Genomic DNA, 16,524 nt, shown 5'->3' with positions numbered 1-16,524 from the left:
GACACTATGTACAAGGTACTGATCGTTGACGATGAGCATTTCGTCCGGTATGGAATTAAAGCAATGATAGATTGGGAAAGTATGGGGTTCGATGTAGCTGGCGAAGCAAGCAACGGCATGGAAGGCCTGCTTGCTTTCGAAGAGTTGGCGCCCGATATCGTCATTACCGATATCAAAATGCCCGTGATGGATGGGATCGAGTTCATCAGCCAGATCAGGGCATTGGATCGGCAGGTCAAGCTGATTTTGCTGACTTGCCTTGACGATTTTGAATATGCTCAGAAGGCAATACGTCTTGGGATTACAGATTATTTGATCAAGTCCGATATTATGCCCAAAGATTTAGAGCAGGTGATGATGAATCTGAAGACCGTTCTGGATGAGGAGCAATATGCCGCTGGTCACCCCCCGGATCGGCTAGCTTTCGAATTGAATAAGGATAGCGTCACCAAAGAAGCATTGCTAATGGGGCTGGTACACGGAACAATTTCGGAGGCCAACGTAACCGAGCAGAAACTGCAAGCAGCAGGCCTGTCTCCTGGCAAGACTCCCCGAATCTTGCTGTATATCGGGATCGATGATTTGGAAAAGCTGAGAAGTCATCACTCGGAAGATGAAATGATTATGTTTCATACCAAGGGGATTGAAGTGACTAGGGAAATATGCTCCTTGGGTGCGGAGGATCATGAAATCATCTCTGGAAGCACGGGACTATGGAATGTGGTGTTAAAAGGCACATCTGTTGAAGCAGCAGTGGAATTGGCGCAGCGTCTGATATCCCGATTCTCTGACGAATTCGGACTGTCGGTTACCCTTGGGGTAAGCAGCCCGTTTCATTCCTTGCTCGAGCTTCGTGATGCTTATCTACAGGCAGAGCACCGCTATCGTCTCAAGTTGTTTATCGGATGCGGTATGGTTATTGGACAAGAATTTGAACTCGAAACAGAGCTTGTGGCGAGTCCGGTTCCGATGATGAACAAGAAGTTGAATGATTTTTTATATTCCTTGGATAGTGAAGCGATGCAGCAGTACCTTGTTGATATGTTCGATCATGCAAAGGCTAGGCTTGACTTTGAAGGCGTGCATTTAATTTCCATCGAATTGCTGCTGAATTTGACCAATATGTATTTGGAATTGTCCAATGACCATGAATGGCTGTATGAACGGAAGAAGGAATTATTTGACCAGATTAAGCAACTTGAAACGCTGGAGGAGATTACTTCTTGGTTCGTGCAGATCTATGAGGAATTGATTCGGAAGATGCGGGCCGAATATTCCAGTGATCAAGGCATCGTCGCTAAGGCCATTCAGTACATCGAGCAAAACTACGATCAAGACCTGTCGCTCCAAGTGCTAAGCCAGCATGTTCATCTTAGTAAAAATTACTTTTCTAATTTGTTTAAAAGAGAAATGGGCGAAGGGGTTATTGACTATATTACCAAAGTCCGTCTTGAGCGTGCTAAAGCCTTGCTCCGCAATACTGATCTTAAGAGCAGCGAGATCAGCATGCTGATCGGCATTTCCGACTCGAAGTATTTCTCTAAACTGTTTAAAAAAATGATAGGCGCAACACCGAGCGAATATAGGGACGGGATTAAGTCCATGTAAGCCGATTCGACGTATCTGTAAATTTTACACGGATAGAGAGAAATCTTGCACCGTATTGATCGGATCCGAAGATTCGTGCAATAAAAACCTTAATTTTTTACGATAGATAGCGTGGTTTATTCCGTTTGAATGACTGCCGCTTTATTCTAATATGAAATTCAAGAACAGTATGAATGCGCTTGCATTACAAGGAAGTTAAAAACAGCTGTTCTAAACCTATACAAGAAAAGGGGCTACGCCATGGCTAGAAAGAACAGGTTCAAGACGATGTTATTCATGATGCTTGCGATCATACTGATTGCAGCAGGCTGCTCCAGCCAAGGGAACAGTCCGGCCAACTCGGGGAAGGCGGCGGAGGCGAATAATGGCGCAGGCGGCAGTGGAGCTAGCGGGCCGGTCGAAATTACGTTTTGGAATTTGTTTGGGGGCGGGGAAGGCGATTTTGTTGATCAGATCGTAGACGGTTTTAACGGGTCCCAGCAAGAAGTTAAAGTCAAAACGCTGCGACTGGAATCGGGCGAGTATTATGCCAAGTTCGGTACAGCACTGGCCTCCGGTAAAGGTCCAGATGTAGCGGTGGCTCATGCTGACCGGCTTGCTCCTTTTGTCAAGGCGGGTCAATTGAGCGCGCTGAATGAGCTGACGGAGAAGGCCGGATTTGATTTCAGCGAAATTACGGATAGCAACGTGGAAAGCGTCAGCTATGACGGAATTCCCTATGCCGTTCCCATCGATACTCATTTCCACATGTTCTACTACAATAAAGATTTGCTTGGAGAGGCAGGACTGCTAAACGATGATGACACGCCGAAGTTTGGCGAGATTTCTCCTGAAGGCTTCAAGCAGTTTTTGACAGAGATCAAGAGTAAGGTTCCAGGGGTAACGCCGTTTAGTGTGAATACGCCATACTTTCATGAGCCCTTCTACAATTTATATTATCAGGCTGGCGGCAATATTTTGACGGATGATCTGAGTAAAGCCGACATCAACAATGAGAAAGCAATAGATGTACTGAAATTTTATTTGGATCTCTATGATCAAGGTCTTAGCGATATTAATGACAAGACGCCTTGGGATACATTCCATAGCGGGAAATCCGCGACATGGTTTGGCGGTGTATGGGAAGCAGGCTGGCATCTCGGCGAAGAAGGCCTGAATGTAGGCATCACCTCGATTCCTTCGATCTTCGGCAGCGAGACTCATTGGGCAGCCTCCCATACTCTGGTTATTCCTGAATATGTAGCGGAAGAGAAGCAGGTTGCTGCAATGAAATTCATGAAGTATTTCACGCTTGAGGGCGGGAAAATTTGGGCGCAAGCGGGTCATGTTCCAGCAGCGAAGGCGGTAACAGCCAGTGACGAATACATGAACCTTCCGTATCGGGAAGAGTTTGTCGCCTCGCAAAAGACGGTGAAACACGCGCCTAAGACGGATCGGTACAATGCGATCGATACGGTGGTGAAAGATGTACTTCAGGCTGTTATTTTTAAAACGATGACGCCGGAAGAAGGGGTAAAGGGCATGGAGAAGGATATTAACGAAATTCTTCAAAATTAAGAGTAGATGAAACCGTATCGAATGATGCGGTTTCATTCCTTAAACCTTGAAAGCGGGTCTTGGTCTCGCAGTTTCGCATCGCGTTGGAGGAGGATGACCGTGAAAGCTCAGCAAGCAGCAAGCGGGTGGAAAAGGCAATTAAAAAATGAGTTTTCAGCCATTGCATTTCTAGCCCCATTTTTAATTCCGCTTCTTGTTTTTTATATTTGGCCATTGCTTAGAGGCGCTTATATTAGCCTTCATTCCTGGACGATTCTGGGGATGGGGAAGTATGTGGGCTTCGATAATTATACAAAAATATTGACGAACAGTGATTTCTACAAATATTTATGGAACAGCTTGTATTTTGTCATTTTAGTTGTTCCGATCATTATTTCGCTTGGTCTGTTGCTGGCTCTGTTAATTCACCGCAAGATTCCGTTTCAGACGTTGTTCCGATCGATTTATTTCCTGCCTTATGTACTTTCCGTTTCCGTCATTAGCTTCATCTGGCTCAGAATGTTCGATTCCAAGCATGGACTCGTGAATGTAATCCTAGAGACTCTAGGACTATCCTCAGTTCACTGGCTTACCAATCCTAATGCGGCATGGTGGTCCATTGTCATTGCTACCGTGTGGTGGACGGTCGGCTTTGTCATGGTATTGTTCCTGGCAGGGCTGCAGGAAATATCACAGGAGCTCTATGAGGCCGCTGATATTGACGGCGCGTCTTCATTTCACAAATTTCGGTTTATTACGCTTCCCGGTTTATCTTCTGTGATGAAGGTGCAAATATTTTTTCAAGTCATCGCGGGCTTGAAGCTGTTCGGGCAAGTTCAAATTATGACCAATGGCGGACCCGGGGATACGACGAATACGATCATCCGTTACATCTATGTCACGGGATTCAAGAAGGATATGTTCGGGCTTGCAGCCGCACAATCTACGTTGTTTTGTATTTTTATGCTATTGATTGCCGCGGTTCAATACATGGTTGTCAACAGAAAAGAGTCGTAAATGGAGAGTGAATAGAGGTGGCGCGAGCAGCGATTTATAGTTTAACCGTCATACTGGCAGTCATATTTGTGATTCCTTTAGTTTGGATGTTTGTCGTTTCCTTGAAGCCTGAAGGCGTATCTGCGATTACGATTGCGGAGTGGACGGACTTCTCAGACTTAACTATTAGAAACTATGCCAAGGTATTAACCGAATCGCAAATTTTGAGATGGACCTGGAATAGCTTCGTGATTGGAGCGGTAACTACGATGATTACCGTAATCATCAGCTCGTTAGGGGCATTTGCTTTTTCGCGTAAAACTTTTAGATCCAAAGGGTTTCTATTTATCTTATGCGTGTCCGGTCTGCTGATTCCGACGGAAGCGATGCTGATTCCTTTATACGAGACAGTCTTAAGTATTGATTTGCTGGATAATATGTGGGGCATTATTTTGCCCAGCCTTACGAATCCGCTTGGACTGATCTTGATTAAGCAATTTATGGATGGGCTGCCGAAGGACTATATGGAAGCGGCACAAATCGACGGGGGGCGGGATTTCCGCTTATGGTGGTCGATCTATATGCCGCTAACGCGTTCAGCCATGATTGCAATTGGTATTTTCTATTTTATAATGTCCTGGAATAATTTTATCTGGCCGTATATCGCGATTAATTCGGAAGAAAATATGGTGTTGTCTACAGGATTGCCGACTTTCCTTTCGAATAATGTGCTGCATGTGAACACGATTATGGCAGCCAGCGCGATCGCTGCTATTCCTACGATGATTGTCTATATTTTTCTCCAAAAGCATATCGTTCAGGGTGTATCGATGACAGGGGTTAAAGGGTAAAAGCCTTAGTCAGCTGCTTAAGACGGCATAGCATGAGACATAAATAGGGTGAAGGGGTAGATGAGAAACAATGGGAACACATATGTATATTAAGGATTATCCAAGGCCGCAATTTGTAAGAACCGACTGGGTTAATTTGAATGGAGAATGGAGCTTCGGTTTCGATGATGAGAATATGGGGGAGCGCTTGGGGTGGCCGAAGAAGTTCGGCGGCGATCGCCAAATTGTTGTGCCTTTCACTTATGAAACGAAAGCCAGCGGGATTGGCGAAGAAGAGCATCATCCTACCGTTTGGTACCATAAGACGTTGGATATTCCAGCTGAGAAAGCGGGCAGGCAAGTTATACTGCACTTCCAAGCCGTTGATTATATCGCCAAGGTTTGGGTGAATGGGGAGTATGTTGGACAGCACCAAGGAGGCTACTCCGCGTTTTCTTTCGATATCACCTCCTATATCACTTGCGGTGAAACTAATAGCTTGACGGTCAAGGTGGAAGATAGCATGGATGCTGCCCAGCCGCGAGGGAAGCAGCGTTGGGAGAAAAATAGCTTCGAGTGCTTCTATGTGCAGACGACGGGAATCTGGCAATCGGTATGGCTGGAATACGTGGCGGCTACTTATATCGAAGATGTGAAAATAACCCCGGACGTCGACGCCTGTAAGGTGAGATTTGAGTATCAAATGAGCGGCGATTGGCCGGCCGCAGATATTTGGCTGGAGACGATTGTTAGTCTAAGGGGGGAGCAGGTTAAAAAGGCCGGCTTGGCGATGGATCGAGCCTGGCTTGAGCTAGAGTTTGATCTGGTTCACGAAGTGAATGGCCCCTGGAAGATGAGCTATTGGACGCCGGACAATCCGAATTTGTATGATGTTGAATTTATTTTGTACCGTGGCGATGAGAAGATTGACCATGTCTATTCTTATTTTGGGATGCGGAAGATTTCCACCAAAGACGGACAGGTATTGCTTAACAACGAACCGATCTACCAGCGGCTTGTTCTGGATCAAGGCTATTGGCCGGAGAGTCATCTCACTCCGCCTTCGGAGGAAGCTATCATCCAAGATATCGATGCGATTCTGGAGATGGGTTACAACGGGGTACGAAAGCATATGAAAGTAGAAGATGCCCGTTTCCTGTATTGGTGTGATGTAAAGGGGTTGCTCGTATGGTCGGAGATGGCAGCCACGTTTGAGTTTAACGACAATGCGATTCAGAGGTTTACCAACGAATGGATGGAAGTGGTGCGACAGTATTACAATCATCCATGCATTATTGTGTGGGTTCCATTTAATGAATCTTGGGGGATCATGCAAATTGCCAAGGACAGGAAGCAGCAGCGTTTCACGGAGGCCATCTATCATCTCACCAAAGCTTATGATCCTTACCGGCTTGTCATATCCAATGATGGATGGGAGCATACGGTGTCGGATATAATAACGCTCCATGATTATGTAGAGTCAGGGGAAGAGTTCCTGCAGCGTTACAAGGATAAAGAGCAGATTACAGGAAACGCAATCGCCTTTAACAATAAAAAGTACGCATTTGCAGACGGTTACGCCTATAGCGGGCAGCCGATCATTGTGAGTGAATTCGGTGGCATAGCTTTTAAGAGTGAAGCGGGTTGGGGATACGGCCACCAGGAATCCTCGGAAGAATCATTTGTGGCAAGATTAGAAGGAATACATCAAGCTATTAAAAACACGGATTATATTGTGGGGTACTGCTATACACAGATTACAGATGTGCAGCAAGAGATGAACGGGCTGCTGACGGAGTCGCGAAAGTTAAAAGTGCCATTGGATGTCATAAGGGAGATTAATCAATCCTAGTTTCGTAGGGAATAGACAAAGGAGCTGCTCATTAGAAAATCCTAATGGGACAGCTCCCGATTTTATTATATGGAGATTTAGTGGTTAGCATGAGGGTGATGTTTCCTTCTGGGCGGTGCGCATCTTGGTCAGTATTTTGCGGATACTCTCGTCTGAGAGATAATACATCTCGGCTAAATCTCTAACCGATAGGCCTGAACGATGTTTCCTAAATATTTCCTCATTCCGATTGGCAATCGATGTGCGGGAACCGCTTAACTCTCCCCAGGAAGCACGGCTTTGCTCCGGTTTGGGGATATAGAGAAGCTCACCTTGAATATGGCGCTGCAATTCCTTCAGCAATCGGGGGGGAAGCACATCCTTCCCATTTTTGTAGCTCACGGTCATGTTCCTCCTTGTTTCGATGTGCTCGATCTAGTTCAAGAACGAAATAAGTCTGCATGATCGTAATCCCCCTTTCGCAAAATTGATTTAGTTATTATCGTCATTTAATAAATAAGCTGGCTATATCTTAACATATTTTCACAGCAACGAAAATAAGGGGGCTATACAGCCCCCTTGCTTGAGGTTTCCGCTTACGCGGAAACCACCTCACTCACTGAAATCACATTGATCAGCCCCCTTTCCAGTGATTCGTCGGCCCGACATCTATATTAACTCATATTACGCCTTGGGAAGAAAGCGAAAGAATGATTATAAATGTTTTGTACCCGGATCATGTTTTATGCCCCAATATGGTAAAATGGTGTTTAGGTTTACGCCGTCATTATGAGTCATAAGGAAGTGAATTCCATGGATTTGTTCTCTTACCAGCAAAGCTCGAGCCCTGCCGGCAGGCTGCTTGCCGACCGGATGCGGCCGACGACGCTGGATGAATATATCGGGCAGGAAGATATCGTGGGGCCGGGCAAGCTGCTGCGCAGGGCGATTGAAGCGGATCAGGTCTCTTCTATTTTGCTGTATGGCCCTCCCGGCTGCGGCAAGACGACACTGGCCCATATTATTTCCAATCATACGCAAGGGGAGTTTGTCAGGCTGAATGCCGTGGATGCTTCCGTCAAAGATGTGCGGGAAGTCATCGAGAAGGCGCATAATGATAAATCATTCTATGGAACCAAGACGATTCTCTTTCTGGATGAGGTGCACCGGTTCAATAGCTCGCGACAGGATGCCCTGCTTCCGGCTGTTGAGAAGGGGACGATTACATTTATCGGGGCGACGACGGAGAACCCGTTCCATTATGTGAACGGGGCTTTGATGAGCCGTTCCACTCTGTTTCAGTTGCAGCCCCTCACCAAGGAACATTCGCTGATTGCGATGAAGCGGGCTTTGACAGATAAGGAAAAAGGGTTAGGCTTCATGCATCTTGAAGTGGACGAAGAAGCGCTGCTCCATATCGCGGCAATGGCGAACGGAGATATACGCCGGGCGCTGAACGCGCTGGAGCTGGCGGCGATGACGACGCCTCCGCGGCAGGACGGCAGCGTCCATATTAATTTGGAAGTGGCGGAGGAATCAATCCGGCGTCCGCTGGTCAAGGCGGATGAATCTACGCAATATGACGTGCTGTCGGCGTTCCACAAGAGCGTTCGCGGCTCCAGCGATGCGGCGCTGTTCTGGTTCCTGTACGCCGTGGAGAAGCTGGGGATGGACCCCATGACATTCATCCGGCGGCTGATCGCCGCGAGCAGCGAGGATATCGGACTGGCTAATCCCCAGGCGATGGTTCAGGCGGTAAGCGCGTTGGAAGCATACCGGAACAACGGCTGGCCGGAGGCGAAGCTGAACATCGCCCAGGCGATCCTCTTCGCGGTAGAGAGCCCGAAATCCAATGCCGTGACCACTGCCATCTCCAAAGCGATGACGGCCATCGAGGATGTGAGATCGGCGGAGGTGCCTCTGCATTTGCGGGATACCCATTACAAGGGGTCCGAAAAGCTGGGACATGTCGGCTACAAATATCCGCATGATTATCCGGGGCACTATGTGAAGCAGGATTATCTGCCGCCGAATTTGGCGAAGCGGAAGTTCTACGAGGCGACGGAGCAGGGGAATGAGAGCAAAATCCGCCATAACCAGCAAATTCGGCAGTCGAAGGATATGCAGTAGGGAACAATACGATAGAAGTGTACGAATCTTTTATCAAAGTCGAAGCACCGTTTGGTGCTTCGATTTTTTAGTTTTTTAGCGTAAAAAAAATCTTGCATTTTCTTTTCCATAGGAATAAAATTTGCCTTAGGTAAAAATAGTTTTCTACGGGCAAGAAAAACCCGGGTATTATACACATTTTTTGAGAAAGTGGTGAAAAAATGAATGGTCAAATTAATCAAGCCGATGACACTGCGGGGTGGCTGCGGCAAAGTTCTAATATAAGCTTGGAGGAAGTTAACAATTCGATCAAAATTCCAAAGGACGCCAAGTTCTGGAGGAAGTTTCTCGCTTTTGCCGGCCCAGGGTCTTTAGTTGCCGTAGGTTATGTCGACCCAGGAAACTGGGCGACCTCAATTGCAGGCGGGGCGCGTTTCGGCTATACTTTGCTTTCTGTCATTCTTATTTCCAATTTGATTGCCATGCTGCTGCAATCCTTGTCAGCGAAACTGGGCATTGTGACAGGACGGGATTTAGCCCAGGCCACAAGAGATGCGGTCGGGAAGAAAACCTCCTTCGTTCTATGGATTCTCACAGAGCTGGCGATCGTGGCAACGGACTTGGCCGAGGTAATTGGCTCTGCTATCGCGCTTAATTTGCTTTTCGGCATCCCGTTACTGCTGGGCATTTTGATTACAACGCTTGATGTGCTGCTGTTATTGCTGCTGCAGAAGAAAGGGTTCCGCATTATTGAATCGATCGTCATCGTATTAATGGTAACGATATTCGGCGTGTTTGTCTTTGAAGTCATCGTCTCGAAGCCCGAAGTGTCGGCCTTATTAGGCGGCTATGTACCGAAGCTGGAAATCGTTACAAATCCGGAAATGCTGCTGATCTCTCTGGGGATCTTGGGTGCAACGGTAATGCCGCATAATTTATATCTGCATTCCGCCATCGTGCAAACGAGACAATACGAGCGGACTAGGGAAGGACGAAAAGAGGCGCTGAAATATTCCGTATTGGACTCGAATATTTCATTAATCATTGCCTTCTTGATCAATTCCGCCATTTTAATTCTCGGCTCAGCCGCTTTTTACGGTACAAGTATGAATGTTTCTGAGCTTGAAAAAGCTTATGAGTTATTGAGCCCGACAGTCGGGGTAGGCATCGCCAGCACATTGTTTGCGGTCGCTTTACTGGCCTCCGGCCAGAACTCGACGATTACCGGAACGCTGACAGGCCAGATCGTGATGGAGGGGTTTGTGAATCTGCGGATTTCCCCTTGGCTTCGGCGGTTGATTACCCGATTGATCGCTGTCGTCCCGGCCTTTATCGTGACGTGGCTCGCCGGATCGAAAGGAACAGGGGAACTCCTTATTTGGAGTCAGGTCGTGCTTAGCCTGCAGCTGCCTTTCGCCGTAATTCCACTGGTATTGTTTACGAGCGACAAAAGGAAGATGGGGGAGTTTGCCAACGGTACCTGGGTTAAGGCATTATCTTGGTTTTGTACGGGTATCATTTTAGTCTTGAATGTTTTCCTCGTCGCATATATCATCATAACCGGACATGATTTAGGTTAATTGATCTGGTTCCATTCATAAAGAGGAGCCGATACAGAGATAAGATTACAGAAGGAGTGGAAATGCCATGTTCGTATCCGAAAAATATGCAGGAACTCGTGAAGAACGATATTCCGTCGTAAAGTCGCAGCTGCGGACGCTGCTGGAAGGAGAGCCTAACCAGGTAGCCAATCTCGCCAATGCGGCGGCGCTGCTGAATCAATTTTTGGAGCAAATCAACTGGGTTGGCTTTTACTTATATGAAGACGGCGAGCTCGTATTGGGTCCGTTTCAAGGATTGCCGGCCTGCATCCGCATTCCTCTGGGCAGGGGCGTATGCGGAGCAGCGGCTACGCAGCGCACTACTGTGCTGGTGGATGATGTCGAGCAGTTTCCCGGCCACATTGCCTGCGATGCCGCTTCCCGTTCAGAAATTGTCGTACCGTTAATCAAGGACGGCGAATTGCTTGGCGTCCTGGATATCGACAGTCCGATAACCAGCCGGTTTGATGAACTGGATCGCGAGCAGTTGGAGCAATTTGTGGAAGAGCTTGTGCGCCATCTGTAATGGCCGTCAGAGAAACGGAAGAAGGACTGTCTCAAAAGTGAACCTAGATGACTGAGGGGCTCCCATCTTTAGCACCTCTATAAAAACTGTCGGACACGAAGCTAAACAGGGATGTAGACTAAATGGAAATCATGTATTTAATTATGCTCGAAACGAATATTTCAGGGAATTAGATGGATTTGATGCACCAAAAATCAAGAATCCAGCCCAGGATGACCTTCATCCCTCCCACTAACGACATGAAATCCATTTAAATCTAGATTCCCTTCTTAGCCGTAGAAAATAACTACTATAAATCCATTAAACTAAGGGGGCACGTCGAGGGCAATCGCTCATTCCACGGTTCTTCTTGCGAGGGCTGGGTTCACACCGAATTTGGGACTTTGGCTTTGGCACAATCTACTGAAGGTGGCGGGCATCCGCTTCGCTACTATCCTATAAAGCGACAGAGCAAAAAAAAAGTTGGACGGAAAACCTTACGTTTTCTTGCCCAACTTTTTATTTTGGAGACTTATTAGACAGCCCCTTCTCTTTGTGCGCACCCTTCAGTTAGCTTAGGGACGCTCCCAGCTTAGGAAACGGGCATTTTTTCGGCTGCTTCGATCGTGCCGCCGCCCAAGCACTCGTCGCCGTTGTAGAAGACAACCGCCTGGCCTGGGGTAATCGCCTTTTGCGGCTGATCGAAGGCAACGAACATCGTTCCGTCTTCCCTTGGGATCAAGGTAACCCCTTGATCCTGCTGGCGGTATCGGAACTTGGCCATGCATTTGAACGGCTTGTCCGGCAGCTTGTCCGCGCCTGCGATCCAGTTTACGCCGGAAGCGACCAATCCGGTCGAATACAGGCTAGGATGCTTGTCGCCTTGCACGACGTAAAGGATGTTGTTCTTCAAGTCCTTCTCGGCCACGAACCAAGGCTCGCCGCTGCCCGATCCTCCGATGCCAAGGCCTTGGCGCTGCCCCAGCGTGTAATACATAAGGCCGTCATGCCGGCCTTTGACTTCGCCTGTCCTAATATCCACCATATCGCCGGACTGGGCGGGCAGGTACTGGCTTAGAAACTCGCGGAAATTGCGTTCACCGATGAAGCAGACTCCTGTGCTGTCTTTTTTCTTGGCTGTATAGAGCCCAGCTTCCTCGGCAATACGGCGTACCTCCGGTTTAGGCAGGTGCCCGATCGGGAACATCGCTTTGGCCAGCTGCGCCTGATTTAGCGCATTAAGGAAATAAGTTTGGTCCTTATTGCTGTCTACGCCGCGCAGCAACTTAAATTCGCCGTCATTGTCTTTCACTACGCGGGCATAGTGTCCTGTAGCTACGTAATCGGCGCCCAAATCGATGGCCTTATTCAGGAACTCCCCGAATTTGATCTCGCGGTTGCACAATACATCCGGATTCGGGGTGCGGCCGCGCTTATATTCTTCGAGAAAATAGGCAAATACTTTATCATAGTATTCCTTCTCGAAATTGACGGTATAGTAAGGGATGCCGATTTGCTCGCAGACGCGCCGTACGTCTTCGGCGTCCTCCTCCGCTGTACAGTGGCCGAACTCATCGGTATCATCCCAGTTTTTCATGAATATGCCGATAACATCATATCCTTGCTGCTTGAGCAAAAGCGCCGTTACCGAGGAATCGACGCCTCCGGACATGCCGACGACAATTCTTGTTTCGCTGTTTGATCCAGACATCTTTATCACTCCTTTGGCGGTTTCCCTGTCGATATTTTATCATAAGCAGCCTGTTTGGGCGAAATGATCGGAATGTTAATTCACGGTAAACAAATTGCGCGAAAGCGAGGCTGTTCTATTTTCCAAAAGACACGGGATGTGTTACGATAAACATAGGTTAATGATAGGAATAGGGAGTTATTGGCCAAGTGTGTCCTTTGGACACGGACAAGTGAGCCCCTGTCATATCTTTATTGATCAAAGTTCAATTATATAAATATTACTTGAAAATTGAAAGAGGTGGCTTCTTTGAAGATTTCCACGAAAGGACGCTATGGCTTAACGATCATGATGGAACTCGCTGCGAAGTTCGGTGAAGGACCTACTTCCTTGAAGAGCATCGCTGAGAAAAACCAATTGTCCGAGCATTATTTGGAGCAGCTGATTGCCCCGCTGCGGAATGCCGGGCTCGTGAAGAGCGTGCGCGGTGCATATGGGGGTTACATATTAGCCCGTGCTGCTGAAGAAATTACGGCAGGGGATATTATCCGCGTATTGGAAGGCCCTATCTCCCCAGTAGACTTCACGGAGGAGGATGATCCGGCTAAACGGGATTTATGGCTGCGCATTCGCGACAGCATTGCCGAGGTGCTGGACTCAACTACGCTAGACAGTCTGATCAATTATGAAGAGGCTGGCGCAGAGCAAAACTACATGTTTTACATCTAAATATAGCGACGAACGTAAAAAGACTCCCGCCGAGGAGTCTTTTGTTAATGGTATGAATACGGCCAGTTACTTTATCCAATAAGAACGATCGCGCTTCGCTTGCGTTTGTGCAGGGCGAGGCTTTTCTATTTTATCGATGGGGATAATACGAGTGACGTGCACGATTTCCTCCAGCAGAAACCAGAACGCGCCTTCTACGGTGCGAAGCTGCACCTTCTTCGGGTCCGCTCCCCACTTAGGCAAGCCGCGCATCGTCTCTCCCGAATCCAGTATTATGACGACTTCCTGCTCTAGTGTAACTGCCATCTTTAGTTCGTGCATCATTCTCACTCTCCTTTGCTTTATACTTTTATCATCGGAATATTAACGCAGAAATTAAAGAGAAATTAAAGAGAAAATGTAGATAAGATGCACATTTGCTGGACACCTGCTTTACGCGGCGTTATGATGGGAATGTTTCAGGGGAAGAATACTATAGAACGCATGAAATTCAGGTTGTTTGCACAACCTTGCAAAGAAAAGATAGGTGATCGTAAATTGAGAAAAATATATTTGGATCATGCAGCTTCGACCCCGGTCCATCCGGAGGTTGCCGAGGCAATGATTTCCGTTATGCAGACGAATTTCGGGAACGCATCGAGCGTCCATTCCTTCGGAAGGGAAGCGAAGCGGATCGTGAACGGAGCTAGGGATCGCTTGGCTGCGGCCATCGGCTGCAAGCCGGAGGAACTGGTGTTTACGGCCGGAGGTACGGAAAGCGATAATCTGGCCTTATTCGGGTCGATGCAAGTCCAAAAATCCCGCGGCAAGCATATCGTGACGACGGCCATCGAGCACCACGCTGTGCTGCATTCCTGCCGGCAGCTGGAGAGAGACGGTTTCGAGGTAACGTATCTTCCGGTCGACCGCACAGGCCGTGTCCATGCGGAGCAGGTTGCTGAGGCGCTGCGCCCCGACACCGTTCTGGTCAGTGTGATGTATGGCAACAATGAAGTCGGTACGCTGCAGCCGATCATAGAGATCGGGGAAATGATTCGCAGCAGCGGCAGGGACATCGTGTTCCATGTCGATGCGGTTCAGGCTTTAGGCGCTGTTCCAATCCATTGCAATGAACTCCCAGTTGACCTCATTAGCTTTTCCTCGCATAAAATTAACGGGCCTCAAGGCGTAGGAGCGCTGTATATCCGCAAACAAAGAATGATCGAGCCGATCCTGCACGGTGGTCTCCAGGAGAAGAAGAGAAGGGCCGGTACGGAAAATATGGCCGGGATCGTCGGCTTTGCGAAAGCCGCAGAAATCGCTGTATCTGGTTTGCCGGAAAGACGCGAGCATGATTTGAAGCTGCGATCGGCATTGCTGGCCAATCTTGAGCGGACGGTCGGTTCCAGTCATTTTCACGTAAACGGAAATCAGGAGTTTTATCTGCCGCATATCATGAATATCAGTTTTCCGGAAATGCAGACAGAGACGATGCTGATGAATCTCGATATGGACGGAATAGCGGTAGCCAGCGGCTCTGCCTGCACCTCAGGATCGCTTGAGCCGTCCTATGTGCTCGAAGCCATGAATCTTCCGCAAAATCTTTTGCGCTCGGCGATTCGATTCAGCTTTGGTTTGGGTAATACTAGTGAAGAAATGGAGTACACTGCCGAAAAAGTTGGAACCATCCTAACCCGTCTTCGTAAAAAAATATAATGGGCTTTGTTTTTAGATTTTAGGAAAGGAGGATGTGTTCGCTTTTTCACATTAAGCTGTAATTAGCCCAGCGAGGAGGGACCTCAACAACATATGAGACTCCAGGATATGATAGGCTTGGCCGTCTTTGAAGTAGAGGCTGGCAAGCAGGTCGGAAAAGTCCTCGATATAATGCTGAATGAAGATTGGACTATCTCAGGGATTACGCTGGAGGGCAGGGCGATGTTCTCCGGAAGCAGCAAAGTGGTGCTCTGGGAAGATATCGTCGCTTACGGCGAGGATGCCGTCATGATTCGCAATCAACAGGCTGTCCGCAAATGCGGAGCCGAGAATATACAGCTTACCTTCATTTCAGGTAACGGCAAATTGAAGGACCTTCCCGTTCTCACGGAGGACGGAACGATGATTGGATACGTTGCGGATGTTTATTTTGAACAGAATTTGGGAAATACAATTACTGGTATCGAAATCAGTGACGGATTCATATCCGATCTGATGGAGGGGCGCAAAACACTGCCCTTCATGCCAGGTATAACGAAAGGGGAAAATGCGATCATGGTCCCCCCGAACAGTGAGCAACGGCTGGAGAAGACCATGAATTCTATCAATGGATAGGTGATCGAATGATGAAATGTCCAAATTGCAGCTCCAAGGATATTGGGAAGATCGGTTCCCACCAATTCTACTGCTGGGGATGCTTTATTGAATTGACGGTAAACGGAGAGAAGATGTCTGTCTACCAGGTAGAGGAAGACGGAACGCTCAGTTCCTTGGATGATTTGTTCTTTGGCGAGGAAATGCCTCAGGATTTCTCGCAAATGCAAGCATCGACTTAATACGGCCGGCCTACATATAGATTCGGTTCTATATCGGCGCCGGTAAGGGGCTATCCCTAAAATAAGAAGTTGGAGGGAAAACGTAAAGTTTTCGCTCCAACTTTTTTTGTGGTCGCTGCTTTCGTAGGAAAGCAGTGAAGCGGATGCCTGCTACTGCTCTGCTCCATCGTGTTAGCGATCTGCGATGAGCTTTCCGATCATCGTTTCAAACATCTCGTCGGATGAACGCCTTCATGACCTCGCATACATCACATTCAAACCACGGAAGACGAATGCCGTGGCCACCCTTTGTATTACGGGCAAACAACTGCTTATCGGGGATGGAGTCATTTCGTTGATGACACGAGCCGCATGATGGGTAGGAACATATAACTCCAGATCCAGAATCATCCAAGCTTATTTGTTGTCGTAGTCTTTAAAGGCAGGGGGCAAGATTTCGCTTGGCATTCGCCTTTTCTTCCATATTCTCTTTTTCATGGACATGTCTTGGGAATGCTGCCGGACTGTGGTTCCGCTATTCGGCAAAAATACCTGAAAAATTGAGGTTAACGGACATAG

General features: G+C 47.9%; 16 protein-coding genes. 12 read left to right on the top strand and 4 right to left on the bottom strand.

What is annotated here, in order from left to right:
• Nucleotides 1-6: 6 nt before the first annotated feature.
• Together ACYUJT_RS24615 and ACYUJT_RS24610 are read left to right on the top strand one after the other, a co-directional pair.
• Nucleotides 7-1,608 (top strand): response regulator, encoded by a 1,602-nt coding sequence (locus ACYUJT_RS24615; protein ID WP_460327407.1) that lies wholly within the window; start codon nt 7-9, stop codon nt 1,606-1,608.
• Nucleotides 1,609-1,848: 240 nt separating this feature from the next.
• Nucleotides 1,849-3,165, top strand: coding sequence for an ABC transporter substrate-binding protein (locus ACYUJT_RS24610; protein ID WP_460327405.1), 1,317 nt, complete (start codon nt 1,849-1,851; stop codon nt 3,163-3,165).
• Here the strand turns inward: ACYUJT_RS24610 and ACYUJT_RS24605 are convergent.
• Nucleotides 3,143-3,379 (bottom strand): hypothetical protein, encoded by a 237-nt coding sequence (locus ACYUJT_RS24605; protein WP_460327403.1) that lies wholly within the window; start codon nt 3,377-3,379, stop codon nt 3,143-3,145. The two genes, ACYUJT_RS24610 and ACYUJT_RS24605, sit on opposite strands and share 23 nt — an antisense overlap.
• Nucleotides 3,380-3,426: 47 nt before the next feature.
• On the opposite strand from ACYUJT_RS24605, the gene ACYUJT_RS24600 reads away from it, so the two are divergent.
• From ACYUJT_RS24600 to ACYUJT_RS24590, 3 genes are all read left to right on the top strand, one after another.
• Nucleotides 3,427-4,161 carry a carbohydrate ABC transporter permease gene (locus ACYUJT_RS24600; protein ID WP_460327401.1) on the top strand — a complete coding sequence of 245 codons (735 nt, stop codon included), beginning with the start codon at nt 3,427-3,429 and terminating at the stop codon, nt 4,159-4,161.
• Between the two features lie 17 nt (nt 4,162-4,178).
• Nucleotides 4,179-4,991, top strand: coding sequence for a carbohydrate ABC transporter permease (locus ACYUJT_RS24595; RefSeq protein WP_460327399.1), 813 nt, complete (start codon nt 4,179-4,181; stop codon nt 4,989-4,991).
• A gap of 70 nt (nt 4,992-5,061) precedes the next feature.
• Nucleotides 5,062-6,822 (top strand): glycoside hydrolase family 2 protein, encoded by a 1,761-nt coding sequence (locus tag ACYUJT_RS24590; protein ID WP_460327397.1) that lies wholly within the window; start codon nt 5,062-5,064, stop codon nt 6,820-6,822.
• Between the two features lie 84 nt (nt 6,823-6,906).
• Here the strand turns inward: ACYUJT_RS24590 and ACYUJT_RS24585 are convergent, their stop codons facing one another.
• A complete protein-coding gene (locus ACYUJT_RS24585) occupies nt 6,907-7,203 on the bottom strand; it encodes a CD3324 family protein (RefSeq protein ID WP_460327395.1) in 297 nt (98 codons plus the stop codon).
• Between the two features lie 411 nt (nt 7,204-7,614).
• Here ACYUJT_RS24585 and ACYUJT_RS24580 point away from each other — a divergent pair, with 411 nt between their 5' ends.
• The 3 genes from ACYUJT_RS24580 (at nt 7,615) to ACYUJT_RS24570 (ending at nt 11,037) form a co-directional block, all read left to right on the top strand.
• A complete protein-coding gene (locus ACYUJT_RS24580) occupies nt 7,615-8,931 on the top strand; it encodes a replication-associated recombination protein A (RefSeq protein ID WP_460327490.1) in 1,317 nt (438 codons plus the stop codon).
• A 200-nt stretch (nt 8,932-9,131) separates the two neighbouring features.
• A complete protein-coding gene (locus ACYUJT_RS24575; protein ID WP_460327393.1) occupies nt 9,132-10,490 on the top strand; it encodes an Nramp family divalent metal transporter in 1,359 nt (452 codons plus the stop codon).
• Nucleotides 10,491-10,557: 67 nt separating this feature from the next.
• Entirely contained in the window at nt 10,558-11,037 is a 480-nt protein-coding gene (locus ACYUJT_RS24570; RefSeq protein ID WP_460327391.1) for a GAF domain-containing protein, read from the top strand.
• Between the two features lie 571 nt (nt 11,038-11,608).
• Here the strand turns inward: ACYUJT_RS24570 and mnmA are convergent.
• Complete coding sequence (gene mnmA / locus ACYUJT_RS24565) at nt 11,609-12,727, bottom strand: tRNA 2-thiouridine(34) synthase MnmA (protein ID WP_460327389.1); 1,119 nt, start codon at nt 12,725-12,727, stop codon at nt 11,609-11,611.
• A 288-nt stretch (nt 12,728-13,015) separates the two neighbouring features.
• On the opposite strand from mnmA, the gene cymR reads away from it, so the two are divergent.
• The gene (gene cymR / locus ACYUJT_RS24560) at nt 13,016-13,435 is read left to right on the top strand and encodes a cysteine metabolism transcriptional regulator CymR (RefSeq protein WP_460327387.1); all 420 of its coding nucleotides are present in this window, start codon (nt 13,016-13,018) and stop codon (nt 13,433-13,435) included.
• A gap of 66 nt (nt 13,436-13,501) precedes the next feature.
• Here the strand turns inward: cymR and ACYUJT_RS24555 are convergent, their stop codons facing one another.
• A complete protein-coding gene (locus ACYUJT_RS24555) occupies nt 13,502-13,756 on the bottom strand; it encodes a hypothetical protein (RefSeq protein ID WP_155610750.1) in 255 nt (84 codons plus the stop codon).
• A 216-nt stretch (nt 13,757-13,972) separates the two neighbouring features.
• On the opposite strand from ACYUJT_RS24555, the gene ACYUJT_RS24550 reads away from it, so the two are divergent.
• The 3 genes from ACYUJT_RS24550 (at nt 13,973) to ACYUJT_RS24540 (ending at nt 15,966) form a co-directional block, all read left to right on the top strand.
• Complete coding sequence (locus tag ACYUJT_RS24550) at nt 13,973-15,130, top strand: cysteine desulfurase family protein (protein WP_460327384.1); 1,158 nt, start codon at nt 13,973-13,975, stop codon at nt 15,128-15,130.
• 93 nt (nt 15,131-15,223) lie between these two features.
• Nucleotides 15,224-15,745, top strand: coding sequence for a PRC-barrel domain-containing protein (locus tag ACYUJT_RS24545; RefSeq protein ID WP_460327382.1), 522 nt, complete (start codon nt 15,224-15,226; stop codon nt 15,743-15,745).
• Nucleotides 15,746-15,756: 11 nt separating this feature from the next.
• Nucleotides 15,757-15,966, top strand: coding sequence for a hypothetical protein (locus ACYUJT_RS24540; protein ID WP_460327380.1), 210 nt, complete (start codon nt 15,757-15,759; stop codon nt 15,964-15,966).
• Nucleotides 15,967-16,524: the final 558 nt, after the last annotated feature.

The sequence above is a fragment of the Paenibacillus sp. YSY-4.3 genome (assembly GCF_054767475.1).
Note: the sequence above shows the minus strand (reverse complement) of the source record. Positions and strands in the feature narration are given on the sequence as shown.